This is a genomic window from Actinopolymorpha rutila, assembly GCF_013407855.1.
In the GTDB taxonomy this organism is placed as follows: domain Bacteria; phylum Actinomycetota; class Actinomycetes; order Propionibacteriales; family Actinopolymorphaceae; genus Actinopolymorpha; species Actinopolymorpha rutila.
On sequence record NZ_JACBZH010000001.1, the window covers coordinates 3,491,550 to 3,514,251 of the forward strand.

Annotated in this window: 24 protein-coding genes; 14 read left to right on the plus strand and 10 right to left on the minus strand. The window is 71.6% G+C overall.

Annotation, left to right across the window (positions count from 1 at the left end):
* Positions 1 to 69: 69 nt before the first annotated feature.
* Positions 70 to 1,455 carry a hypothetical protein gene (locus tag F4554_RS15570; RefSeq protein ID WP_179788041.1) on the plus strand — a complete coding sequence of 462 codons (1,386 nt, stop codon included), beginning with the start codon at positions 70 to 72 and terminating at the stop codon, positions 1,453 to 1,455.
* 87 nt (positions 1,456 to 1,542) lie between these two features.
* Here F4554_RS15570 and F4554_RS15575 read toward each other — a convergent pair whose 3' ends face one another.
* Together F4554_RS15575 and F4554_RS15580 are read right to left on the minus strand one after the other, a co-directional pair.
* Entirely contained in the window at positions 1,543 to 2,028 is a 486-nt protein-coding gene (locus F4554_RS15575) for a carboxymuconolactone decarboxylase family protein (RefSeq protein WP_179788042.1), read from the minus strand.
* 162 nt (positions 2,029 to 2,190) lie between these two features.
* The gene (locus F4554_RS15580; protein ID WP_179788043.1) at positions 2,191 to 2,958 is read right to left on the minus strand and encodes an SDR family oxidoreductase; all 768 of its coding nucleotides are present in this window, start codon (positions 2,956 to 2,958) and stop codon (positions 2,191 to 2,193) included.
* Between the two features lie 200 nt (positions 2,959 to 3,158).
* Between F4554_RS15580 and F4554_RS15585 the strand changes: the two genes are divergently transcribed.
* From F4554_RS15585 to F4554_RS15620, 8 genes are all read left to right on the plus strand, one after another.
* Entirely contained in the window at positions 3,159 to 4,094 is a 936-nt protein-coding gene (locus F4554_RS15585; protein WP_179788044.1) for an RNA polymerase sigma-70 factor, read from the plus strand.
* Positions 4,095 to 4,283: 189 nt separating this feature from the next.
* Complete coding sequence (locus tag F4554_RS15590; RefSeq protein ID WP_179788045.1) at positions 4,284 to 4,727, plus strand: DoxX family protein; 444 nt, start codon at positions 4,284 to 4,286, stop codon at positions 4,725 to 4,727.
* Positions 4,728 to 4,868: 141 nt separating this feature from the next.
* Positions 4,869 to 6,047, plus strand: a complete 1,179-nt coding sequence (locus F4554_RS15595; protein WP_179788046.1) for a threonine synthase — start codon at positions 4,869 to 4,871, stop codon at positions 6,045 to 6,047.
* 22 nt (positions 6,048 to 6,069) lie between these two features.
* Positions 6,070 to 6,441 (plus strand): VOC family protein, encoded by a 372-nt coding sequence (locus F4554_RS15600; protein WP_179788047.1) that lies wholly within the window; start codon positions 6,070 to 6,072, stop codon positions 6,439 to 6,441.
* Between the two features lie 88 nt (positions 6,442 to 6,529).
* The gene (locus F4554_RS15605) at positions 6,530 to 7,036 is read left to right on the plus strand and encodes a DinB family protein (RefSeq protein WP_179788048.1); all 507 of its coding nucleotides are present in this window, start codon (positions 6,530 to 6,532) and stop codon (positions 7,034 to 7,036) included.
* A 23-nt stretch (positions 7,037 to 7,059) separates the two neighbouring features.
* Positions 7,060 to 8,007: a phosphotransferase family protein gene (locus F4554_RS15610; RefSeq protein ID WP_179788049.1), complete on the plus strand. Its 948-nt coding sequence runs from the start codon at positions 7,060 to 7,062 to the stop codon at positions 8,005 to 8,007.
* Positions 8,004 to 8,885 (plus strand): SDR family oxidoreductase, encoded by an 882-nt coding sequence (locus F4554_RS15615; RefSeq protein ID WP_179788050.1) that lies wholly within the window; start codon positions 8,004 to 8,006, stop codon positions 8,883 to 8,885. The genes F4554_RS15610 and F4554_RS15615 overlap by 4 nt, the downstream gene beginning before the upstream one ends.
* 21 nt (positions 8,886 to 8,906) lie before the next feature.
* On the plus strand, positions 8,907 to 9,557 hold the full coding sequence (locus F4554_RS15620) for a hypothetical protein (protein ID WP_202889308.1): 651 nt from the start codon (positions 8,907 to 8,909) through the stop codon (positions 9,555 to 9,557).
* A gap of 12 nt (positions 9,558 to 9,569) precedes the next feature.
* On the opposite strand, the gene F4554_RS15625 is transcribed toward F4554_RS15620, so the two are convergent.
* Both F4554_RS15625 and F4554_RS15630 read right to left on the minus strand, forming a co-directional pair.
* The gene (locus F4554_RS15625) at positions 9,570 to 10,814 is read right to left on the minus strand and encodes an MFS transporter (protein WP_179788051.1); all 1,245 of its coding nucleotides are present in this window, start codon (positions 10,812 to 10,814) and stop codon (positions 9,570 to 9,572) included.
* Positions 10,815 to 10,883: 69 nt separating this feature from the next.
* Complete coding sequence (locus F4554_RS15630) at positions 10,884 to 11,873, minus strand: DNA glycosylase AlkZ-like family protein (protein ID WP_179788052.1); 990 nt, start codon at positions 11,871 to 11,873, stop codon at positions 10,884 to 10,886.
* Positions 11,874 to 12,063: 190 nt separating this feature from the next.
* On the opposite strand from F4554_RS15630, the gene F4554_RS15635 reads away from it, so the two are divergent.
* Positions 12,064 to 12,627, plus strand: coding sequence for a YbaK/EbsC family protein (locus F4554_RS15635; RefSeq protein ID WP_179788053.1), 564 nt, complete (start codon positions 12,064 to 12,066; stop codon positions 12,625 to 12,627).
* 57 nt (positions 12,628 to 12,684) lie between these two features.
* On the opposite strand, the gene F4554_RS15640 is transcribed toward F4554_RS15635, so the two are convergent.
* From F4554_RS15640 to F4554_RS15660, 5 genes are all read right to left on the minus strand, one after another.
* Positions 12,685 to 13,713, minus strand: coding sequence for a M48 family metallopeptidase (locus F4554_RS15640; RefSeq protein WP_179788054.1), 1,029 nt, complete (start codon positions 13,711 to 13,713; stop codon positions 12,685 to 12,687).
* Between the two features lie 129 nt (positions 13,714 to 13,842).
* Positions 13,843 to 14,604: a TSUP family transporter gene (locus F4554_RS15645; protein ID WP_179788055.1), complete on the minus strand. Its 762-nt coding sequence runs from the start codon at positions 14,602 to 14,604 to the stop codon at positions 13,843 to 13,845.
* Entirely contained in the window at positions 14,601 to 15,761 is a 1,161-nt protein-coding gene (locus F4554_RS15650) for an SPFH domain-containing protein (protein ID WP_179788056.1), read from the minus strand. Before F4554_RS15650 ends, F4554_RS15645 begins: the two co-directional genes overlap by 4 nt.
* A complete protein-coding gene (locus tag F4554_RS15655) occupies positions 15,749 to 16,222 on the minus strand; it encodes an NfeD family protein (RefSeq protein ID WP_179788057.1) in 474 nt (157 codons plus the stop codon). Before F4554_RS15655 ends, F4554_RS15650 begins: the two co-directional genes overlap by 13 nt.
* A gap of 70 nt (positions 16,223 to 16,292) precedes the next feature.
* Positions 16,293 to 17,078, minus strand: coding sequence for an ABC transporter ATP-binding protein (locus F4554_RS15660; RefSeq protein WP_179788058.1), 786 nt, complete (start codon positions 17,076 to 17,078; stop codon positions 16,293 to 16,295).
* A 127-nt stretch (positions 17,079 to 17,205) separates the two neighbouring features.
* Between F4554_RS15660 and F4554_RS15665 the strand changes: the two genes are divergently transcribed.
* Positions 17,206 to 17,943, plus strand: a complete 738-nt coding sequence (locus F4554_RS15665) for a hypothetical protein (RefSeq protein ID WP_238341315.1) — start codon at positions 17,206 to 17,208, stop codon at positions 17,941 to 17,943.
* A 76-nt stretch (positions 17,944 to 18,019) separates the two neighbouring features.
* Here the strand turns inward: F4554_RS15665 and melA are convergent, their stop codons facing one another.
* Positions 18,020 to 19,573, minus strand: a complete 1,554-nt coding sequence (gene melA, locus F4554_RS15670) for an alpha-glucosidase/alpha-galactosidase (RefSeq protein ID WP_179788059.1) — start codon at positions 19,571 to 19,573, stop codon at positions 18,020 to 18,022.
* Between the two features lie 134 nt (positions 19,574 to 19,707).
* Between melA and F4554_RS15675 the strand changes: the two genes are divergently transcribed.
* From F4554_RS15675 to F4554_RS15685, 3 genes are all read left to right on the plus strand, one after another.
* Positions 19,708 to 20,556, plus strand: coding sequence for an SDR family oxidoreductase (locus F4554_RS15675; protein WP_179788060.1), 849 nt, complete (start codon positions 19,708 to 19,710; stop codon positions 20,554 to 20,556).
* A gap of 95 nt (positions 20,557 to 20,651) precedes the next feature.
* Positions 20,652 to 21,872 carry a phosphoserine phosphatase SerB gene (gene serB / locus F4554_RS15680; RefSeq protein ID WP_179788061.1) on the plus strand — a complete coding sequence of 407 codons (1,221 nt, stop codon included), beginning with the start codon at positions 20,652 to 20,654 and terminating at the stop codon, positions 21,870 to 21,872.
* 96 nt (positions 21,873 to 21,968) lie between these two features.
* Positions 21,969 to 22,652 (plus strand): PadR family transcriptional regulator, encoded by a 684-nt coding sequence (locus F4554_RS15685; protein WP_179788062.1) that lies wholly within the window; start codon positions 21,969 to 21,971, stop codon positions 22,650 to 22,652.
* Positions 22,653 to 22,702: the final 50 nt, after the last annotated feature.

A 22,702-nucleotide genomic window follows, 5' to 3' on the forward strand; every position in this document is an offset into this window, starting at 1 on the left:
TGCGGCAAATCGGGCAATCGTGTTAGCTTCATGCGGACCGAATACAGGTCCGACGGGGAGCGATCGAGCGTGAGCAAGCACCTGAGCAAAGCCACCGCGGCCGTCGGCTCGGCCGCCCTGCTGGCGGTTTCCGCGGTGATCAGCGCACCGGGCACCGCGAACGCTGCCGGGCCGCAGCGTCCCATGACCAAAGGGCCGCGATCGGCGGCCCAGCTCAAGGCGCCCGTGGCTTCGACGGCCATCCGCTGTGAGAAGGACTCCAGCGGGAGGACCGCCCGCCTGTACGACGGCCCGTCCGCCTCCTACCTTTACGACCGCAGGTTCTCCCCTGGCCCGACGGTCCCCCACTCGGAGCTGCGCCACCACACCCCGCAGGGCGTTGCCTGGTGGGACGACTGGAACGGAAAAGGCGACGACCTGCTGCTGGTCTCCGCCCACAACGCGGGCGACACCAACGGGCACGTGATCGGGCTCGACCCCCGGACGCCGGGCAAGGTCGTCGGCATCGTGGCGCTCGGGCCGACCCACGCCGGCGCCATCGGTCTCAACGGCAAGTGGCTCTTCGTCGACGGGCCGAAGAACGGCAAGCGTCACACGATCAACTCCTACCGGCTCGACGCTCTGCGCGCCGAGCTGAGGGCGGGCGGCGGAAGCCTGGATCGTGACGCACAGAAGACGGTCCACGGTGCCTCGTTCCTCACCGTCGACGGCAGCCACCTCTACGCGGGCAGGTTCAACTTCCACGGCAAACGCGACTGGATGTACCGCTACACCATCGCGAGCAACGGGAGGTTGACGCTCGATCCCAAGCCCGGCACCAGGCGAGGTCTGCGATGGGAGACCCCGGCCTCCACCCAGGGCGTCGCCAAGGTGGGCAACCGGTTCCTGTTCAGCACCTCCAGCGGACGCAAGAAGCGCAGCAACCTCTACGTGACGAACGCGTCGCAGACCAACCTCGACAAGGCTTCGCCACGTTGCTTCCGGGCTCCGACGATGGCCCAGGGCATCGCAGTCACCCCTGGCGGCAGGGTGTACCTGAACTTCGAGTCCGGGTCGTACGAGTTCGACGGCTCCAGCGGCGCCAGGGCCAGGAACGTCATCCCGGGCACGCACACGGCAAAGCTCAGCACGCTGACCGGAATTCCCGGTGGCACGCTGCGGCTGGGAACGCTGCACTCCAAGAAGCAGCAGGACACCTTGGGCGAGGACGAGATCGCGATCCACGTCGAGGGCCAGAAGCTCGGCCCGACGATCGACATCGAACAGGGCCAGCGCAAGCGGATCAGGAAGACCATCCAGTTCACCGGCAACGCCCGAATCAGGCTGTACGAGAAGGACTTCCCCGACAGTGACGACTACCTCGGTCAGCGCAAGCTGACGCCGCGCAAGGACAGGGGCATCCTCTCGTTCAAGCGCCGGGGTGCCCACTACCGCCTCAGCTACTCGGTCCGCTGACGACCGGACCGGAAGGTCAGGGCTCCCTCATGCCGGCTCGGCCCGGGGATCGTGGTGATCCCCGGGCCGAGCCGACTCCCCCGCCGGTCAGCCCATCGCGGCGGCGAACATGCCGGGTTCGTACGAGCCGCCCTGCTGGTGCACGATCACGGCGAGCCGGTTGGCGGCGTTGATCAGGGCGACCAGGCAGACCAGCGCGGTGGTCTGGTCCTCGTCGTAGTGCTTGCGCACCTGCGCCCAGGTCTCGTCGGACACACCCTGGTAGGCGTCGGCGAGCCGGGTGCCCTCCTCGGCGAACGCCAGCGCGGCCTGCTCGGCCTCGCTGAACACCGTGGACTCCCGCCACGCCGCCACCAGGTGGAGCCGGACCGCGGTCTCCCCGGCGGCCGCCGCCTCCTTGGTGTGCATGTCGATGCACCAGCCGCAGCCGTTGAGCTGGCTGGCGCGCAGCGACACCAGTTCCTGGGTTGCCTTCGGCAGCGACGACTGCGCGACCACCATGCCGGCGTTCGCGAACCGCTTGGCGAACTTCGCGCCGACCTCGTTCTCGAACAGGTTGAGCCGGGTTTCCATCGCTTCGTTCTCCCTCGCGGTGATGGGTGTTGCGTACTGGACGACCACAAGACCCCGCCGGGCCGGGGCGTGTGACGGTGCCGCCGCGTGACGTACGCCACCGATCGCCACCGATCGCCACCGATCGCCACCGAATCCAGGCGGCCCGCGCCCCCGCGGTCGCTACCAGGGCAGGGGCCCGTTCTCGTTGAAGAAGCCGCCGGTGGGCCCGTCCGCTCCGAGCGTGGCCAGGCGCACCACGACCGCGGCTGCCTGGGCCGGGGTGAGATATCCCCTGTGATCGTTGATGTCGGTGTCCACGTAGCCGGGGTCGGCGGCGTTGACGAGGATGCCCTCCTTGCGCAACTCGTTGGCGTACTGCACGGTCAGCGCGTTCAGTGCGGTCTTGGACGGGGCGTACGCGGCCGAGGCCGGCAGCCCGGCCAGCGGGCCGTTCGGGTCGCCTGCGATGGTCAGGGACGCGATGCCGCTGCTGAGGTTGACGATCCGCGCCGCCGGCGAGCGCCGCAACAACGAGAGCATGGCGTTGGTCACCGCGATCACCCCGAGGACGTTGGTCTCGAACACCGAACGAACCATGTCCAGGTCGACAGTGCTCGGGACCTGGTCGACGGCGTCTTCGGGCGAGACCTGTCCCGAGCCGGTGATGCCCGCGTTGTTGACCAGTACGTCGAGGTGGCCGAACTGCTCCTCGATCCACCTCGCGGCCTCCCGGATGCCGGCCGGGTCGGTGACGTCCAGGGTCACCGCGTGCGCGTTCCCGCCCGCGAGGCGCAGTGCCGCGGCGGCCTCCTCGCCGCGCTGCGGGTTCCTGGCTCCGATCAGGACCGTCGTCCCCAGCGTGGCGAGTTGCTCGGCGGTCGCGCGGCCGATCCCCTTGTTCGCGCCGGTGACGAGGGCGATCTTCTGGTGGGTGCTGTGGTCGTTCATGATCAGACTCCTGGGTTCGAAGGAGAGGGTGTGCCCCTACGTCGCACCAACGGGTCCGTTTGTGACATCGGAAGTGCGCCCCACGCCTGGGTAGGGGGTGTGACGTACGCCACCCGGCGCGGGTGTCACAGGATGGTGGCGACCGGCGTCGTGTGGGTGTGTGTACCGAGGTCGACAGCGAGGAAGCGGAGGAGCCGGCCATGAGCGAGCGAACGACGGACTCGTCGCAGTCGCCACTACGTGACGACGACGGCCGGACCGGCCGGCTCACCGAAGCGTTCGTCGCGCACCGGAACCTGCTCTTCACGATCGCCTACGAGATGCTCGGCTCGGCCGCCGACGCCGAGGACGTCCTGCAGGAGACGTGGCTGCGCTGGGTGGGCGTGGACCCGGACGAGATACGGGATCCCCGGGCGTACCTCGTCCGGATCACCACCCGCCAGGCGCTGAACCACCTGCGCACCCTCGGCCGGCGCAAGGAGTCCTACGTCGGCTCCTGGCTGCCCGAGCCGCTGCTGACCGCGCCCGACGTGGCCGAGGACGTCGAGCTGGCCGAGAGCGTGTCGACGGCGATGCTGCTGGTGCTGGAGACCCTCACGCCGACCGAGCGGGCGGTGTTCGTGCTGCGCGAGGTGTTCGACGTGGAGTACGACCAGATCGCCGAGGCGGTGGACAAGACGCAGGTGGCCGTCCGGCAGATCGCTCACCGGGCGCGCGCCCACGTCGCGGCCCGCAGGCCACGCGAGTCCGTGTCCGCCGCCCAGGCCCGCCGTGCGCTGGAGGCATTCAAGCTCGCGGTCGAGACCGGCGACCTGCAGGGCCTGCTGAACCAGCTCGCGCCGGACGTCGTCGCGGTGGGCGACGGCGGCGGGATCAAGCAGGCAGTACGCCGGCCGGTCGTCGGTGCGGAGAAGGTGGCCCGCCTCTTCGTCGGCGGCATGCGCAGGTTCGGCGCCCAGATGTCGGCCGAGCTGGTGCAGATCAACGGCGGTCCGGCACTGCTCACCCGGCTCGACGGGGAGATCGACGGAATCCTGTCCGTACGCGTCGAGGACGGCCTGGTGACCGCGTTCTACTACGTCCGCAATCCCGAGAAGCTGTCGCGTATCCAGCAGGAGACCGCGATGAGCCGCTGAGTGCGGGTCGCGAGCCGCCGCACCTACGAAAGTCGGTCGCGGGGCTCGCGATCGCTCCTTTCGTCGTACGCCGAGCCGACGCCCAGCCCTGCCGGTCCCGATGGCGTCTGCCGTGGAATGGAGCCCAGAGCGAGGTCCACGACGGGCCTCGTGACAAGCCCCATGACGCGCACAGAAGGGCCACACCCGATGTCCGAATCCGTTTCCCAGCGAGGGACCAGCCGAACCGGCACCGCATCGCCCGTCACCACCACCACCGGCCGGGCCGCGAACGTCGGCCTGTGGGTCGTCCAGGTCGTCACCGCGCTGGCGTTCCTCTTCGCCGCACTGGGCAAGTTCGGCGGGGACCCGATGGTCGTCGCGACGTTCGACAAGATCGGCTTCGGCGACTGGTTCCGTTATTTCATTGGTGTTCTGGAGGTTCTGGGCGCGGTGGCGCTGTTCGTGCCGCGGCTGGCCGGCCTGGCCGGGCTGGCGTTCGTGGCGCTGATGGTCGGCGCGGTCGTGGTGACCGTGGCGGTCGTCGGTGGGAGTGTCGTGCTGCCGCTGGCGCTGCTCGTCCTGTCCGCGGTGATCGCGTGGGGACGGCGGCGGAGCACGGCGAGGTTGTGGGACACGCTCGCCCGGCGCTGACGTCGGTCCTTCGGCGTACGCTCGGGCGGCGTGGACGTGACGGAACCCGACCCGAGACCTGACTCGACACCTGAAGCGAGCCTGGCGACCTGCCAGCGCTCGCTGGGTGACCCGGACGTCACCTACCCGCTCTAGCCACCCATGACCGGTGGGTGCCCGCGGACCAGCACTGGCGAGATCGCGTACCCGGTCGAGGTGGACTACGCCTACGCCCGCGTGCCCGGCGACCTCTTCTCCCCCGCCACGGCGCTGCTGCCGTCGGCGGGGCTGGTCCGGTGGGCACCGCTCGTTCCCCCGCTCGACGTGCCCGGCCTCGGTGAGGGCGGCACACCCCTGGTGGAGCTGGAGCCCGGCGTCCTGGTCAAGGACGAGTCGCGTAATCCGACCTGGAGCCACAAGGATCGCTACAACCGGGTCGCGGTCAGCGCGGCGGCCCGGCTCGGCGCACCGGGGGTGGTCGTCGCGTCGAGCGGAAACCACGGCGCGTCGGCGGCGGCGTACGCGGCCCGGGCCGGCCTGCGGTGCGTGGTGTTCACCGGGGAGAACCTCCCACCGGCAGTGGACGCCTTCCTGCACGCCTACGGTGCGGTGGTGCTGCCGGTTCCGGTGGCCGCGCGGTGGCCGCTGGTACGCCGAGTGGCGGACGAGTTCGGCCTGCACCCGGTAAGCAACCTGACGTTGACACACACCGGTCACGCGTTCGGACCCGAGGGTTACAAGACGATCGCGTACGAGATCCACGCCGACCTCGGGGTGCCGGCGGCGGTGTTCGTACCCACCGGGTACGCCGAACTGCTGTTCGGGGTGTGGAAGGGGTTCACCGAGCTGTGCCGGCTCGGGGTCACCGACCGCGTTCCGCGGATGTACGCGTGCGAGCCGGCGGCGGGCGGTCCGCTGGCGAGGGCGTTGCGGGACGGCGTTGCGGCCACCCACGTCGAGGTGGGACCGGCGGACGCGTACGGCATCGCCTGTCCCGTCGGCGGGGACCGCGGTGTGGTGGCGGTGCGCGAGAGCGGCGGCGAGGCGATCCTGGTCGACAACGAGCAGTTGACAGCGGCGCGGGCCGAGCTCGCGCGCAGCGGCCTGTGGGCCGAGTTGTCCGCCGCCGCGGGGCTGGCCGGGCTGCGTGCCCTCCGGTCCACCGGGAGGTCGCCGGACCTGGACGGCCCGGTCGTGTGCGTGTCCACCTCCAGCGGGTTCAAGGACCGCGCCGTCGGAAGCGGTGCACGTACGAGCAGTCACGAACACGGCGGAGGGGTCGGCGCGGAGTGGGCCGAGGTGTACCGCCGGCTGCGCACCGACGGCATCGGATACTGGTGAGCGACCGCAGAGGAGAGCAAGCATGGCCGAGCTGACCCTGACCACCGTCAACCTCGCCACGCCGGACCCGCCCGGCCTGGCCCGCTTCTACCAGCGGCTGCTGGGCTGGGAGATCACCGCCGAGGAGCCGCACTGGGTCAAGCTGGCCGGCCCGGCCGGTGGGGTCGCGTTGTCGTTCGAGTACGACCGGGCCTACGTCCGCCCGGTGTGGCCGTCGACGCCCACCGAGCAGCAGATGATGATGCACCTGGAGATCAGGGTCGACGACCTGGCGGGCGCGGCGGCCCACGCCCGCGAGTGCGGTGCGACGTTCGCCGGCCACCAGCCCCAGGACGACGTGCGCGTGTGCCTGGATCCGGACGGGCACCCGTTCTGCCTGTGGCTCGGTGAGTGACCGCCGGGCGCCGACCTGTCGTCTCGGTCGTCCCTGTCGGTCCTGAACCCGTTTGCGAGGTCCGGCCGCCGGACGAGAGGATGCGCCGGTGACATACGAACGCCCCGACCCGCCCATGATCGCCGGCGAGCGGGAGATGCTGCGCGCCTTCCTCGACTTCCACCGCGGCACGATCGCGATGAAGTGCGAGGGCCTGTCCGACGAGGAGCTGCGCCGGCAGTCGATGCCGCCGTCCACCCTGTCCCTGCTGGGGCTGGTGCGGCACCTGGCCGAGGTCGAGCGCGCGTGGTTCCGCCGGGTGATCGACGCCGAGGACGTCCCGCTGGTCTGGTCTGACGAGGGCGACTTCCAGGTGGCCTACGACGCGAGCGGCTCCACCCGGTCGGAGGCGTTCGAGGCCTGGCAGGCCGAGGTCGAGCGTTCCCGCCGCATCGAGGCGGCGGCCGAGTCCCTCGACCTGGTGGTGCACAACCCGCGCTGGGGGGAGGACGTGTCGTTGCGCCTGGTGATGCTGCACATGATCCACGAGTACGCCCGGCACAGCGGCCACGCCGACCTCCTCCGCGAGGGGATCGACGGAACCGTCGGCGTGTGAGCGCCGACGGTCTGCCAGCTGCCATGACGATCCCCGAGGCCGAGCACAGCCTTGCGGACCTGCTGGCGCTGCTCGCGGCGGAGGATCGCGACGACCTCGACCTGGCCGGTGCGGTGTTGCGTACGGGCTGGGAAAACCTCGTGGTGGAGACCCGCGACGGCTGGATCCTGCGCTTTCCCCGTCCGGGCGTGGACTTCGAGCGGGAGCTGGCGATCCTGGCCGCGGTCGCCGGGCGGCTGCCGGTCCCGACCCCCGAGGTGGTCTGGACCGGGCGGCGGACGAGGTTCGCGGCGTACCGGAGGCTGACCGGTGCGACGTTCGACCCGGACGGCTACGAACGCGCCTCGGTCGCCGACCGCGACCGCTTGGTGTCGTCGCTGGCGGACTTCCTGGCCGCCATGCACACCTGCCTTTCCCCTGCCCGGATCCGCGAGCTCGCCATCCCGGTGGCGTGGGGATCGTCGGGGGTCCCGGAGGCCGCGACGGGTCCGGAGGGTTCGGAAGGTCCGGAGGGTCCGGAGGGTCCGGAGGGTCCGGAGGGTCCGGTGAGCGAACGCCTCGCCGCCAACCTGCCCCGCATGCCCCGCGCGGCCTGGACGCCGGTCGAGGCTTTGATCGAGGAGTACGCGCGCGCCTGGGAGAACGGCGGTGTCCCCGGCCCCGACGTACTTCTGCACAACGACTTCCACGACGGCAACTTCGTCCTCGACGCGCCGGTCGGAGTGCTCACCGGTGTGTGGGACTTCTCCTGTGTGGCCCGTGGCCGGCCGACCGCCGACCTGAGGTACTTCGCCGACGGGTCAGCGGATCTCCTGCACCGGCTGGCCGGCGCCTACGAACGCCGGACGGGTTGGCCGATGGACGTGCCCGCCGCGGTCGTCGCCCTGCGGGCGGAGAACGTCTGCGACCAGTTGGAGCTGGGGCATCCCGAACGCATCGCCGAACTCACGAAGGGATGGCGGACGACATGACCCGGGTTCTGGTCGTCGGCGGCACCGGCTACCTGGGTGCCGAGCTCGTACGCCAGGGTGTGGCCGCCGGCCACGAGGTGCTCGCCACGCACTCCACCCGTCGCGCGGCCGTCCCGGGTGTCAGCCGGGCCGCGGACCTGTCGGGCGTCGAATGGCGCGTGGTGGACATCCGCCAGAGCGCCGACGTCGCCGCCCTGGTCACCGACGTGCGGCCGGACCTCGTGCTGAACGCCGCGTACGCCAAGACCGACTGGCGCACGAACGCCGACGGTGCGGCGCACGTGGCCCTTGCCTCCGCCCGGGTCGGCGCCCGGCTGGTGCACGTGTCCAGCGACGCGGTGTTCTCCGGCGCCGCGAGCTCCTACGCCGAGGACGCCGTTCCCGACCCGCTGAACCCGTACGGCGCCGCCAAGGCGGCCGCGGAGACGGCGGTCGCCGCGATCGACCCCTCCGCGCTGGTGGCGCGGACGTCGCTGATCCTCGGTGACGGGACCTCTGCCCACGAGGCGTTCGTGCACGCCGTCGCGACCGGTGTGGGCGAAGGCGTGTTGTTCACCGACGACGTGCGGTGCCCGGTGCACGTGGGCGACCTGGCGGCAGCTCTGCTCGAGCTCGCCGGCTCCGGCCACGCCGGAGTCGTCCATGTCGCCGGTTCCGACCCGATCAGCAGGTACGACCTGGGACGGCTGGTGGCCGCGCGGGACGGCCTGGACCCCTCGCTGCTGCCGACCGGGCTGCGGGCGGAGCTGCCGGTTCCCGGGCCGCTCGACGTGCGGCTGGACTGCCGGCGTACGCAGGGTCTTCTTCGTACCCGACTGCGCGGTGCCCGGGAGTTCCTCGCCGGCCCGCCCGTGGACGCCGGACATCCCGGACACTGACCGACCGCCCGCAAGGAGAGGTTGACGACGAACGTGGGAACGATCATCAGCGCCGCCGACGTGGAGACCGTTGTGGCCTACGCCGCGGACACTCTCGGGCAGGCCGAAAGGCAGGACTGGCACGTGCCGGCCGGTGACCTGGAGTGGACCTGCTGGGAGACCATCGAGCACGTCGCGGACGACCTGTTCGCCTACGCCGCCCAGCTCGGGCCGCGCCGCCCGCCGCGCGACACCCACGTGCCGTTCGTGTGTGAGCCGCGGCGCCAGGGCGGGCCGGCCAGCACGATCTTCGCCGAGCCGGAGGGAGGCAACGCAGGTCTGGTGCAGGTGCTGGAGGCGAGCGGCGCGTTCCTGGCGGCGATGGTGAAGACGGTCCCGTCGACGGTGCGCGCGCACCACATCTTCGGGCTCGCCGACCCGGATGGTTTCGCGGCGATGGGAATCGTCGAGGTGCTGGTGCACCTTTCCGACGTGACCGCGGGGCTGGGGCTGACCTGGCAGCCCGACCCGGACCTGTGTGCGCGCGTCCTGACCAGGTTGTTCCCCGACGTGGATCATGGCGACGATCCGTGGGCGGCGCTGCTGTGGGCGACGGGGCGGATTTCCCTGCCGGGCAAGGCGAAACTCGACCGCTGGCGGTGGTACGCCGCACCGGCCCAGGACACCCGCTGACGCCGCGTCGGGCTACCCCGGGAGATCCCGCGGCCGGATCCCGGCGCCCAGCGCGGCGGCAGCCGTGGCGACGAGGAAGGCGCCGGGCAGCGTGACAGCGTCGGCGACGGCGCCGAGAACGGGTGCGCCGACCGCCTGACCGAGGGCGAGGAGCAGGAACGCCGCACCGACGCCGACCACGGGCCGACGGGGAAGGACGCGCGCACCCCAGAGCAGCAGCAGCCCGGTGAGCGCGATGTAGACCGCGCCGAAGGCGGCGCCGGCCGCGACGGCGACGACGGCACTGCTCGCGGCCAGGGCCAGCACGGCCGTGGCCCCACCCAGCGCCAGCATCCCGATGGTCCAGCACCGCGCCGGTCCGGCCCGGGTGGTGAGGTCGCCGGCGAAGGCGCCGAGGAGCCCGGCGGCACCCAGGGCGATCCACATGGTCACGCCGGTGAGGGTGCTGTTGCCGGCGGCAGTGACGAGGTCGCGGCCGAAGGTCCAGGTCGCCGCACTGGCCAGCCCCATCGAGAAGGCCGCGACGAGCAGGCGCCAGCCGCCCCGGGGGACGCGGGCCCTCACTCCGAGCGAGTCGCCTCGGTCGCCGTCCGGCGCGGGCGAGTCACTGGCGAGTCCGGAACGCCGCGGCACGGTGAACCAGACCCACAGCGTGACCACGAGCGAGGCGGCGGAGAACGCCGCCCAGGCCCAGCGCCAGCTCCCGGCGAGGAGCAGCGCGACCGGTCCGGACACGAGCACCCCGAGGCCGGTGCCCGCGTTGACCACGGTCTGCAGCCGGGGTTCCAGGCGCGGCGGCATGAACCGGGCGACGGCCTCGGCCATGGGAGGCGAGGCCAGCCCGGTGCTCGACCCGGCGAGAACCACGCCGAGGGCGAGCACGAAAGGCCCGGGTGCCGCGGCGATGACCGCCGTCCCGGCCGTCGCGCACGCGCCGGCCGCGGCGGCGACGGGACGCGCGCCCCACCGTGAGGTGGCGGCGGTGGCGACCACGATGGCCACGCAGTAGCCGGCGTAGCTGCCGGCCGCCACCGTTCCGGCCGTGGCGGCGTCGAGGTGGAACTCGGCACGAAACGTCGGGACGAACAGACCGTACGCGAACCGCGCCAGGCCGTAGCAGGCCGCGATCAGCGACATGCCGGCAGCGGCCAGGCCGACCGCGCTTGCGTGCCGGGGAGCAGCACTGTCCGTACCGGTCCGGTGCCGCTGCCGATCCGCCGCCGTCACCGGCCCGACCGTGGGTTGCCCCTGTCGCATGCGCCGCTCCTCGGTATACCGATCGGTTTACCCAGTGAGGCTATCAGGCGATTAGCCATACCGGTCGGTTTAGTCGAGGAACTCCACCCGCATCGAGGCGTTCGGTACGGGCATGGTCAGCGCCTCGGCGGCCACCGCGTCCCGCACCGACGGCGGGAGCGCGCGGTCCAGGCCGATCTCCACCCGGCCGCCGCGCCGGCCCCACTGTCCGGCCAGCTCACCGTCGACCAGCACGCCGTTGGGGTGGTACCAGTCGTACGACGTCGTCTTGCGGCGCGCCGCCGGACCGACGAACAGTCCCGCCCGGTCCGCGCCGAGTAGTCCCAGGTCCTCCGTGGGCAGCAACCGCACCCCGCGTACCTCCCCCGCCTGGCGTGCCGCCTGTTCGTCCGCGGCCAGGATCCACGCCGGTTGCCCCTCGAAGTCGACCGGAAGCAGCTCGCCGGACAGCTGCTGCCACACCTGCCGGGCACCTCGCGGGTGCATTCCCGCCCACCACGCGAACGTCCGCGGCGTCGTCGGTCCGAACGCGTGCAGGTGCCGCCGGGCGAGCTCGGCCCGAGCCGCCGCCGGATCGATGTCCGGCGCGGGGATCTCCCGGACCGTGAGCGACCGGGTGTCCCACCGGACGGCGAGCCGGCCGCCGGCCGCGCCCACGCGCACCAGCTGACCCTGGTCCCGAGAGAACCGGGTCGCGCGTACCGCCTCCCCCGCCAGCATCCGGCAGGCCAGGTCCGCCGCCTCGTCGACCTCCCGCCGGACGGCCGGATCGTCGGGCAGCCGCCCGACGGTGAACACGCCGAAGTCCTCGGCCGGCAGGACGTGGACCGCCAGCCGCGGGCTGTAGGTCTGCAGCAACCCGTCGGCCTCCCACGCGGTCGGTTCGCAGGCGTCGACCCGGGCGTGCAGGGACAGCAGTGCCGCCCGCGGGGCGGAGTCCTGCAGACCACACCAGGCGGCCTCGACGTAGCTGCCCGCGGGCAGCCGCTCGACCAGGTGGTGCGCCCTCAGCCGGTGGGCCACCGCCTGGGCACGGGTGACCCGAAGGGCGGCGGTCACGAGTCGTACTCCGTTCGCCTGCGCATGTGCCTGACCGTACGACCCGTGCAGGACAGCTCCGGTCCCCCACGTCCGCTCGGTGGGACCGAATCCACACGGTGCCGATCCGGTGCGTGGTCCGGTGCGTGGTCGGTGCCTGGTCCGTGCCCGGTGCGGAGCATCCAGCGCCGGTGACGGCACAATGAGGGCGATGAGCACCTCTTCCACGTTCGGCACGCTGAAGGCCGTGCCCGCGCTCGACCGGACCGACCTGCTGGCCTCTCCGGTCACCGCCGCGATCCGCGGGTGGGACCACCCCGGCACTCCCGCCGAGGAGTTCCAGGTCGCCGAGATCGATCCCGAGCTGGCCGACACGGCGGCGTTCTGCGCGGCGTACGACGTGGCGCTGGACGCCTCCGCCAACTGCGTGATCATCGCCGGCAAGCGAGGGGGCGAGACCCGCTACGCCGCGTGCATGGTCCTCGCCACCACCCGGGCCGACGTCAACGGCGTGGTCCGGCGGCGCCTGGACGCGCGCAAGGCGTCGTTCGCGCCGATGGACGACGCGGTCGCCCGCACCGGCATGGAGTACGGCGGGATCACCGCGTTCGGCCTGCCCGCCGACTGGCCGGTGCTCGTGGACCGGCGGGTGGCCGAGTCTGCGGGCGTCATCGTGGGCAGCGGCCTGCGCCGGTCGAAGCTGCTGGTGCCGGGCCGGGCGCTTTCGGAGCTACCCGCCGCGGAGGTGCTGGACGACCTCGGGCTGCCAACCTGAGCTTGCGTGCCCCGGGCTTTCCACCGCCACGAGGCGACGAACCTCCGACGGAGGCGGTCAGCCGGAGCTCGGTCGGTTGCCGAACCAGCCGTTCACCTTGTCGCGTACGCCGTCGACCGCGCCGCCCAGGTCGGCGAAGATCTTCGCCAGCGGGTCCTGCGAACGGGCGAAGGCCTCGCGGTAGGAGTCGGCCGCCCGGCGGGCCTCGTCGCTCATCCTGGCGTTGGCATCGTCCTCGCGCCGGGGGTAGTCGCCGTCGAGGATGCGGCGGTAGTCACCGTGGTCCACCCAGTGCCGCAGCTCGGCCGCGCGGACGGCGAGGAACGGGTGGCTGCGGGCCTCCAGCAGCAGCAGTTTGAGGACGCTGTCGCGCAGGTCGCCGCTGGCGTCGTACTCCGCCGCCTGGGCGAGGAACGCGGTGGCGTCGACGTCTTCCAGGTGGCCGCCGGAGGCGAGCTTCATGTGGGTACGCAGCGCGGCGGCCGGGTCCTGGCAGGCCAGCAGGCCGGCCCGGTCCCCTGACAACTCCGCCTTGCGCGACCACTCCATCAGGGCCGCGATGATGGCCCGCAGGCCGAGGACGCCGAGCGGCATCCAGGCGATCGCACCGCTGAGGCGGATCAGGAACACCAGCACCGACTGGTAGAGCGCGTGGCCGCTCTGGGCGTGCCCCAGCTCGTGGCCGAGGACGAACCGCAGCTCCTCTTCGTCCAGCAGGTCGATCAGCCCGCTGTTGACCACGATGAACGGTTTGTCCAGTCCGATGCACATGGCGTTGGGCATCGGCCCGGTCATGACGTACAGCTCCGGGAGCTCCCGCACGTCGAGCGTGGCGGCGGCCTCGGCGTACAGCCGGTGCACCTTGGGGAACTGACGGTCCCCCGCGCGCACCGCCGAGCCGAGGAAGATCAACCGGAGCGCGCGTTCGTTGATCAGCCCGGACAGCTTGCGGAGCACGACGTCGAAGCCCTTGAGCTGGCGTACGGCGACCAGGGCGCCGCGGTCGGCGGGATGCTCCCACGCGCGCGAGCTGACGCCGGTGAGCGTGAGCCGTGACCGGGCCGGCCGGTCCTCGATGTCCGTCATGACCGCTCCCCCATTCGCTGGACACTCGCCCCGAACGCTATCGGGTTCGGGTGCGTCCCGGAACCCAACGACAACGGCGGGTCGGCCCGTGCCGTCACGGGCCGACCCTGTGCCGGCACGGGCCCGGCGCTACCGGCGCAGCAGCATGACGATCGCGATCACGCCGACGGTGACGATCACTCCGCGCAGCAACATCGGGGGCAGTCTGCGGCCCACCCGGGCGCCGAACAGGCCGCCGAGGACCGAGCCGACGGCGATCAGGATGGCGGGCACCCAGGCCACGTGCGCGACCACGATGAAGACGACCGCCGCGACGGCGTTGGCGAGGCCGGCGAGGACGTTCTTGGCGGCGTTTGCCCGCTGCAGCGCCTCGTCCAGCCCGATCCCGAGGATCGCCATCAGAATCACGCCCTGGGCGGCGCCGAAGTAGCCGCCGTAGACGCCGGTCAGGTAGACCATCACCATCAGCAGCCAGCCGCCGTGGTGCCGGTGCACGGGTTCCTTGCGGCGGTCGGCGAGCCATCGTGACAGCCACGGCTGCAGGATCACCAGCAGGACGCCGAGGCCCACCAGGACCGGGACGATCATGTCGAACGCGCTCGACGGGAGCGTGAGCAGCAGGATCGCGCCGGTGACCGCGCCGAGCAGGGACATCGAGCCCAGCCGGATCAGCCGGGTGCGCTGTCCCCTGAGCTCGGCGCGGTAGCCCCAGGCGGCCGCGGCCGACCCGGGGGCGAGCCCGATCGTGTTGGAGACGTTGGCGGTGACCGGCGGGATCCCGAACGCGATCAGGGTCGGGAACGTGATCAGGGTTCCCGACCCGACGATGGCGTTGATCGTGCCGGCCGCCGCCCCCGCGAGGAAGACGGCGAGGTATCCGAGTTCACTCACTCCGGCCGGGGCTCCTGCGCGGCCGGCTGCGCCGGTCCCGCCGAATCCCCGTTGGTCCCGGTCTCCTGCTGGTGCCGCCCGCCCAGACCGCCCTTGGCAGCGTCCTCGGCGGCGGCGATCGCCGCCTGCACCTCCGACTCCGCGTCCTGCAGGGCGGTGTCGGTGGCCTCCTCGGCCTCGGCGGCCTCCACCGCCTGGGGCTTGGGTGTGCGCCGGCGGGTGCGGTCGGCCGCACGCGGGGTGGGCTCGCCCTCCTCGGCGAACTGGCCGACCATCGAGCCGATGCCCTCCAGCGCCTTGCCGATCTCACTCGGGACGATCCACAGCTTGTTGGCGTCGCCCTGGGCGATCTTCGGCAGCATCTGGAGGTACTGGTAGGACAGCAGGCTCTGGTCGGGCTCGCCGTCGTGGATCGCGTTGAAGACGGTCTCGATGGCCTGCGCCTCACCCTGGGCCCGCAGGATCTGTGACTCCCGCTGCGCCTGGGCCCGCAGGATCTGCGACTGCTTCTCGCCCTCGGCGGTGAGGATCGCCGACTGCTTCGCACCCTCGGCGGTGAGGATCGCCGACTGGCGGGTGCCCTCGGCGGTGAGGACCGCGGCCCGCTTGTCGCGGTCGGCCCGCATCTGCTTCTCCATCGAGTCCTGGATGGAGGGCGGCGGGTCGATGCCCTTCAGCTCCACGCGGTTGACCCGGACACCCCACTTGCCGGTGGCCTCGTCCAGGACGCCGCGCAGCTCGGTGTTGATCTGCTCCCGGCTGGTCAGCGTGCGCTCGAGGTCCATGCCGCCGACGATGTTGCGCAGGGTGGTCATGGTGAGCTGTTCGATCGCCTGGATGTAGTTGGCGATCTCGTAGGTCGCGGCCACCGGGTCGGTCACCTGGAAGTAGATCACCGTGTCGATGGAGACGACCAGGTTGTCCTCGGTGATCACCGGCTGCGGCGGGAACGAGACCACCTGCTCACGCAGGTCGATGGTGTAACGAACCTTGTCGACGAACGGCACGATGATCGACAGGCCGGGTCCGAGGGTACGGGCGAACCGGCCCAGCCGTTCGACGATGCCGGCCCGCGCCTGCGGAACGATCCGGACCGATCTGGCCAGGACGACGACCACCAGGAACGCTAATACCAGAAAGAAGATCAAAGGTCCCACGGCTGCTCCGATTCATGGACGTACGCGGTGACGCCCTCGATCGTGAGAACGTCGACGGACTTGCCGGGTTCGATCGTCGAATGCTCGTCGTATGGACGAGCAGTCCAGACCTCTCCCCCGATTTTGACTCTCCCACCGTGGGAGTTGACTTCTTCGACGACCACACCCGTCTTGCCCACCAGCGCGGATATACCCGTGCGGATCGTCGGCGCCTCCTGCAGGTGCCGGAGCGCTACCGGGCGTACCGCCGCGAGCATTCCCATCGCCACGACGATCGCGACCACCACCGAGATGGCAGGCCCGCCGCCGACCAGGGCCGCCAGCGCCCCTGTGGCCGCCCCCGCGGCCACCATCAGGAACACCAGGTCGAGTGTGAGCAGCTCGACGGCGGCGAGTGCCGCCGCAAGCACCGCCCACGCCACCCACAGGTGTTCGCTGATCCAGGCGAGCAGGTTGCCCATAGTCAAAACTTATGCGATCACGGCCTTCTTCTGCCCACCGGCAGGTCACAAAATGTGGACAACCCGCAGATCAGCGGTCCGCCCGTGCGGTCCACCGGTCGTCGGAACGGACGACCTTCAGCGGCAGGCCGAACGTCTCCGACAACGCCGGGGAGGTGAGCGTCTCCCCGATCGGGCCGGCGGCCATCACGCTGCCGCCGCGCAGCAGCAGGACATGGGTGAAGCTCGGCGGGATCTCCTCGACGTGGTGGGTGACCAGCACCGTGGCCGGTGCCCACTCGTCCGCGGCGATCTCGTCGAGAGTGCGCACGAGCGACTCCCGGCCACCGAGGTCCAGGCCCGCCGCGGGCTCGTCCATCAGCAACAGCTCGGGGTCGGTCATCAGCGCCCGGGCGATCTGCACCCGCTTGCGTTCGCCCTCGGACAGGGTGCCGAACGTGCGGTCGGCGTACTCGCCCACACCGAGCCAGGCCAGCAGCCGGCGGGCGCGTTCGTGGTCGACCTCGTCGTAGGCCTCCCGCCAGCGGCCGAGCACGGCGTAGGAGGCCGACACCACCACGTCGTCGACGCGTTCGTGCCGGGGAATCCGGTCGGCGATCGCCGCGCTGGTGAGGCCGATGCGGGGCCGCAGCTCGAACACGTCGACTTGGCCCAGGGTCTCCCCCAGGATGGTCGCGGTGCCGCTGGTCGGGTGCATCCGGGCCGAGGCGATCTGCAGCAGGGTCGTCTTGCCGGCACCGTTGGGGCCGAGCACCACCCAGCGGTGGGCGTCCTCGACGGACCAGGTCACCGCGTCCAGCAGTTTGGTGCCGTTACGGGTGATCGTGACGTCGGTGAGCTCGAGTACAGACCCCATGGGTGCACAACCTACGGCACGAGGTCGCTGTCCTCGCCTGCGGATCAGGGCGGCGGCGACCGTGCACCGGACGGCGCCGGTCGGCGTCTGTCGGCGTCTGTCGGGGCGGGACCCTACGCTGGAACCCATGTCGACCATGGCGATGGTGCCCCGCGCGGTCCGGCTGGCGACCTGGGCCAACTCCTGGTTGGTCGGCGCGACCAGCCTGGACGAGGCCGACGACGCCATCCGGGCCGGGGACGCCGCCCACCACGTGATCGGCCTGCCGGGCCAGGACGAGCCGGTGCCGCTGCTGCTGTCGCTGGGCACGCTGCGCAATCTTGGCACCCGGGCCGTCTCCCCCGCCCTGCCGGTGCCCGGCGACCCGCTCGGGCTGGCCGGGCCGCCGGAGTTCACCGAGGCGGCTGTCGAGGTCGGCGAGGCGGTCGTGTGCGAGGGCGCCGGGCTCGGCCTGGTGCCGCACGTGATCGGTGCCGGCGTCCAGTGGCGCGTGTACGCCGCGACACCGGCCCCTCCGGAGGGGTTCGGCGACGCCTCGCTGGAGCTCGCCCACACCCTGCAAGAGGTGATTGACACCCTCGCCGACCTCGACGTCGCCCGGTGGCGGCCGGAGATGGCCGAGGCGCTCATCGACCTGCGCGAGGTGGGCAGCCGTACCCACGACGGGCTGCCGCCCGGATACGCACCGCGGGCCGAGACGCTGGCCACGCGGGCCCGGCGGTGCCTGCTGGTCTGCGAGCTCGCCCTGGTCGACGAGGGCGGCTCGGCGTCGGCGTACGAAGCCGACTCGCGGCGGCGGGCGCTGCGCCGGCTCGAGCACGCCGCGCGCCGCGCGCTGGTGGCCGCGTGCGCGCCGCCCCGGTAGACCTTCCGCGGTGAAGGTTCCGGGGCGGCGCGCGTCGCGGCCGTACGGCAGCGGCGACCGGTGACGCCTTTCCGGTTCAGCCGGTCTTCGTCATGCCCGCCTTGTCGGCGGCGGCGGCGTTGGACCGCGCGGCCTCCCGGTCCGCGGCCATCTCCTCCACGGTCTTGGTGTGCAGGCGGGCCGCGCCCTCGGTGGTGACGGTCTTCACCCGGGTGCCGTCGCGTTCGGCGGTGGCCAGGCGCTCGCGGGCCGCCGGGATCTCCTCGGCGAACTGCGGCAGCCACCGCGCCTGCTCCACGAGCATCTCGTCGGTCATCTGCCACACCTCCTCGGGGTCGCAGACGGCGCCGACCAGCGGGTCGTGCAGCATCGCCTGCTTGAGCAGGGTGGTGTCGGCGTGCACCGCCGCCTCCTTGCCCATCTCCTGAACCCGGATGCTCGCCGCACAGGTGGCCGCGCACGCCATCGGCAGGTCACCGACGACGGGGATGTTGATGCCGTTGCGGTCGACGTACCCCGGCACCTCCACCACGCTGCCCTGCGGCAGGTTGGTGATCACGCCGTCGTTCGGCACGTTGAAGTGGCCGCGGTAGACCCGCCCGGTCTCCAGCGCCTCGATGATGTACGACCCGTGCTCCTCGCTGCGGTCCTGTGCGGTGATCGGCTTGGGGTCCTCCTTCATCCAGTTCGGGAAGTCGGTCTCGAACCAGTTCCGCCCCTCGGTGCACACGCGCAGGTAGCCGCCGGTCTCGCCGTTGATCCAGCTGGACAGGTCGATCCAGCGTGAGATCTCCTCGGTCCGCTTGCGGTACCACGGGAGGTACTCCGACAGGTGACCGTTGGACTCGGTGCTGTAGTAGCCGAAGCGGCGCAGCACGTCGATGCGGACCTTCTCGGTCTGCGGGTACGTCGGGTGCCCCTCGAACAGTTCCAGCATCTTCGGGATCATGTCGATGCCGCGCCACTGCGCCTTGACGTACCACGTCTGGTGGTTGATGCCGGCGGCCACGATGTCGACCTCGCTGCGGTGCAGCGTCTCGTCCTGCCCGATCAGGCCCTCCCGCTTCGCCCAGTGCTCGATGCAGCGGGTGATCTGCCAGTGGCCGCCCTGGACGCCGTGGCACAGGCCGACGGTACGCACGCCGCCGTACTCGTTGCAGGCCCAGGTGTTCATCGCCATCGGGTTGGAGTAGTTGAGGAACAGCACGTCCGGCTTGGCGACCTCGCGGATGTCGGTGCAGAAGTCCAGCAGCGCGGGGATGGTGCGCTGGGCATACATCACACCGCCCGCGCACAACGTGTCACCGACGCACTGGTCGACGCCGTACTTCAGCGGGATCTCGATGTCGGTCCGGAACGCGTCAAGGCCGCCTTGCCGGATCACCGAGAACACGTAGTCCGCGTCGGCGACGGCCCGGCGGCGTTCCAGGCTCGGCTCGATCGTGGCCGGCAGGCCGCTGGCCTCGATGTCGCGGCGGATCAGCCTGGTCACCATGTCGAGGTTGCGTTCGTTGATGTCGTGGAACGCGAACGTCGTGTCCGCGAGTTCGGGTACGGACAGGATGTCCCGCACCAGGCGGCGGGTGAAGCCGAGCGATCCGGCGCCGAGCATCGCGATTCGGGTTGTCATACGACCAGCGTCGATAGAGATCTGATGTCTCGACAAGCCACCGACGCTCACTCGTCCACTAGCGGTCAGCACGGCCCGCGCCGCGTGCCCGGGTGACGGCGCGGCAACGGCGTACGGTGCGGCATCCTGGCGGGATGGCGGACCAGACGGTTGGCAGGAACGACGGGAACGACGGAGACGAGAGCCACGGCGCGGGCGGGGGCGCTCCGGTCGCGGTGGTCACCGGGGCCGGCTCCGGGGTCGGCCGGGCGGTCGCGGTCGCGCTGGCCGCCGACGGCTACGCGGTGGTGCTCGCCGGGCGGCGGCCCGAGCCGCTGGCGGAGGTGGCGGCGGAGTGCGCGCGGAGGTGGAGGGATGCCGGCCGGCCGGTCGGCGCGGCAGGCGAACCCTCGATCGCCGTACCCACCGACGTCGCCGACCCCGACTCGGTGGCCGCGTTGTTCGACGCGGTACGCACCCACCACGGCCGGCTGGACGTCCTGGTCAACAACGCCGGGCGGAACGCCCCCGCCACCTCGGTCGAGGACGTTCCGCTGGCCGACTGGCGCGCGGTGGTGGACGTCAACCTGACCGGCGCGTTCCTGTGCACCCAGCACGCCGTCCGGCTGATGAAGGCGCAGCGCCCCCGCGGCGGCCGGATCATCAACAACGGTTCACTGTCCGCGCACACGCCGCGCCCGCACTCGGCCGCCTACACCGCCACCAAGCACGCGATCAGCGGGCTCACCAAGGCCACCGCGCTGGACGGCCGCCCATACGACATCGCCTGCGGCCAGATCGACATCGGCAACGCCGCGACCGACATGACCGCCCGGATGTCCGAGGGCGTGGCGCAGCCGGACGGTTCGGTGCGGCCCGAGCCGACCATCGACGTCGCCCACGTGGCCCGCGCGGTGGTCTACATGGCGAGCCTGCCACTGGACGCGAACGTGCCGACGATGACGGTGATGGCGACCCGGATGCCGTACGTCGGCCGCGGCTGAGCTCACGCCCCGACCTCACGCGATCGCCCGGGCGCGCCCCGGGGCTGTGGCGGGCTGTGGCTGCGGGCTCAGGCGGCACCACTAACGTTGCCGACGTGCCAGCGACCGATCCGCCCGCGTCGAAGCCGTCCGTCTCCACCCTGCTCGTCACCCTCACCGGCCGGGACCGCCCCGGCGTGACCTCCGCGGTGTTCGACACCCTGGCGAGGTACCCGGTCGAGGTGCTCGACGTCGAACAGGTCGTCCTGCGCGGCCGGCTGGTCCTCGGCATCCTGGTGACCGCGCCGCGCGACGTGGGCCGGCTGCGGCAGGCGGTGGAGAAGACCGGCCGGGGCCTCGGGATGTACGTCGAGACCGAGGACGGCGCCGGCGACAACCGGCCTCGCCGCAGTGGCCGCAGCCACGTCACGGTCCTCGGCCAGCCGCTGCGGCCGAAGGCGGTCGCGGCGATCGCCGGGCGGATCTCCGACACCGGCGCCAACATCGACCGCATCGTCCGGATCGCCCGCTATCCGGTGGTCGCCATCGAGATGGACGTGTCCGGCGTGGACCCCGACCTGCTGCGCCAGGCGCTCGCCATCGAGGCCGCCGCCACGCAGGTGGACGTGGCCGTCCAGCCGGCCGGCCTGTACCGCCGGGCCAAACGACTGGTCGTCCTGGACGTGGACTCGACCCTGATCCAGGGCGAGGTGATCGAGATGCTCGCCGCGCACGCCGGCTGTGAGGAGGAGGTCGCCCGGGTCACCGCCGAGGCGATGCGGGGCGAACTCGACTTCGCCGAGTCTCTACGCCGGCGGGTGGCACTGCTCGCCGGGGTGGACGCCGGAGCGCTTTCGGAGGTACGCTGCGAGGTTCGGCTCACCCCCGGCGCCCGCACGCTCACCCGTACGCTGCGCCGGCTCGGCTACCAGATCGGCGTGGTCAGCGGCGGGTTCACCCAGGTGGTGGAGCCACTCGCCGCCGAACTCGGCATCGACTTCGTGGCCGCCAACCGGCTGGAGGTCGCCGACGGGCGGCTCACCGGCCGGGTCGAGGGGCCGATCGTGGACCGTCCCGGCAAGGCGGAGGCGCTGCGCGGGTTCGCCGCGGCGGCCGGCGTTCCGTTGTCGCAGACGGTGGCGATCGGCGACGGCGCCAACGACCTGGACATGCTCGCGGCCGCGGGGCTCGGGGTGGCGTTCAACGCCAAGCCGGTGGTCCGCGAGGCCGCCGACACCGCGGTCAGCGTGCCCTACCTGGACGCGATCATCTACCTGCTCGGCATCACCAGGGACGAGGTGGACGCCGCGGACGCGGAGACCACCGAAACAGCTTGACGGACCCCCATCCGGCGGCGAATACTCTGGTTCGAGTAAACGAGCCCGAGTAAAGATCGCTGCCCCGAGCCGGCGGCGGAACCGACCGGAGGAGCGATGGCCACGCCGCGCCAGACCAACCCGCTGGCACTGGCCGTGCTCGTCCTCCTCTACGAGCGGCCCATGCACCCGTACGAGATGTCCACCACGCTGCGCGAGCGGCGCAAGGAGGACAGCATCAAGCTCAACTACGGCTCGCTGTACTCCGTCGTCGCCTCGCTGCAGAAGTCCGGCCTGATCGAGGCGAGGGAGACGCTGCGGGAGGGCAACCGGCCCGAGCGGACGATCTACGCGATCACCGAGCCCGGCAAGGCCCGGATGACCGACTGGCTGAGCGAACTGGTCAGCGTGCCGAAGAAGGAGTTCACCAACTTCGAGGCGGCACTGTCGCTGATGGGTGCGCTCGACCCCCAGGAGGTGCTCCGCCTGCTGGAGCTACGGCTGCGTGCCCTGGAGATGCAACGGACGGCCGGTGAGGCGGTCAAGGCGTCGGCACCGCCCAACTTCCCGCGGATCTTCATGATCGAGTACGACTTCACCTCCGCCCTGCTGGACGCGGAGATCGCGTTCGTGCGCTCCCTCGTCACCGACCTGCGGACGAAGGAGTTCGGCGGCTTCCGGCTCTGGCAGCGGATGTCCGAACTCCGGGCCGGCGACCTTTCCTCCGAGGATGCCTCGGCGATCCTGCGCGAGGAGTTCCCCGACGAGCTCAGCTGGACGGAGGACGGCCGCACGAGCTAGCCCCGCTTCGGCGCTGGGCGCCGACAACGATGCCGACAAGACGCGGCCCC

Excerpts from the sequence above, each read along its gene's own strand:
- F4554_RS15595 (WP_179788046.1), top strand. The coding sequence starts at position 4,869 with ATGACCGGTGGGTGCCCGCGGACCAGCACTGGCGAGATCGCGTACCCG.
- F4554_RS15635 (WP_179788053.1), top strand. The coding sequence starts at position 12,064 with ATGAGCACCTCTTCCACGTTCGGCACGCTGAAGGCCGTGCCCGCGCTC.
- F4554_RS15585 (WP_179788044.1), top strand. The coding sequence starts at position 3,159 with ATGAGCGAGCGAACGACGGACTCGTCGCAGTCGCCACTACGTGACGAC.
- F4554_RS15615 (WP_179788050.1), top strand. The coding sequence starts at position 8,004 with ATGACCCGGGTTCTGGTCGTCGGCGGCACCGGCTACCTGGGTGCCGAG.
- F4554_RS15685 (WP_179788062.1), top strand. The coding sequence starts at position 21,969 with ATGGCCACGCCGCGCCAGACCAACCCGCTGGCACTGGCCGTGCTCGTC.
- F4554_RS15600 (WP_179788047.1), top strand. The coding sequence starts at position 6,070 with ATGGCCGAGCTGACCCTGACCACCGTCAACCTCGCCACGCCGGACCCG.
- F4554_RS15640 (WP_179788054.1), bottom strand. The coding sequence starts at position 13,713 with ATGACGGACATCGAGGACCGGCCGGCCCGGTCACGGCTCACGCTCACC.
- F4554_RS15590 (WP_179788045.1), top strand. The coding sequence starts at position 4,284 with ATGTCCGAATCCGTTTCCCAGCGAGGGACCAGCCGAACCGGCACCGCA.
- F4554_RS15610 (WP_179788049.1), top strand. The coding sequence starts at position 7,060 with ATGACGATCCCCGAGGCCGAGCACAGCCTTGCGGACCTGCTGGCGCTG.
- F4554_RS15655 (WP_179788057.1), bottom strand. The coding sequence starts at position 16,222 with ATGGGCAACCTGCTCGCCTGGATCAGCGAACACCTGTGGGTGGCGTGG.
- F4554_RS15580 (WP_179788043.1), bottom strand. The coding sequence starts at position 2,958 with ATGAACGACCACAGCACCCACCAGAAGATCGCCCTCGTCACCGGCGCG.
- melA (WP_179788059.1), bottom strand. The coding sequence starts at position 19,573 with ATGACAACCCGAATCGCGATGCTCGGCGCCGGATCGCTCGGCTTCACC.
- F4554_RS15665 (WP_238341315.1), top strand. The coding sequence starts at position 17,206 with ATGTCGACCATGGCGATGGTGCCCCGCGCGGTCCGGCTGGCGACCTGG.
- F4554_RS15660 (WP_179788058.1), bottom strand. The coding sequence starts at position 17,078 with ATGGGGTCTGTACTCGAGCTCACCGACGTCACGATCACCCGTAACGGC.
- F4554_RS15575 (WP_179788042.1), bottom strand. The coding sequence starts at position 2,028 with ATGGAAACCCGGCTCAACCTGTTCGAGAACGAGGTCGGCGCGAAGTTC.
- F4554_RS15675 (WP_179788060.1), top strand. The coding sequence starts at position 19,708 with ATGGCGGACCAGACGGTTGGCAGGAACGACGGGAACGACGGAGACGAG.
- F4554_RS15625 (WP_179788051.1), bottom strand. The coding sequence starts at position 10,814 with ATGCGACAGGGGCAACCCACGGTCGGGCCGGTGACGGCGGCGGATCGG.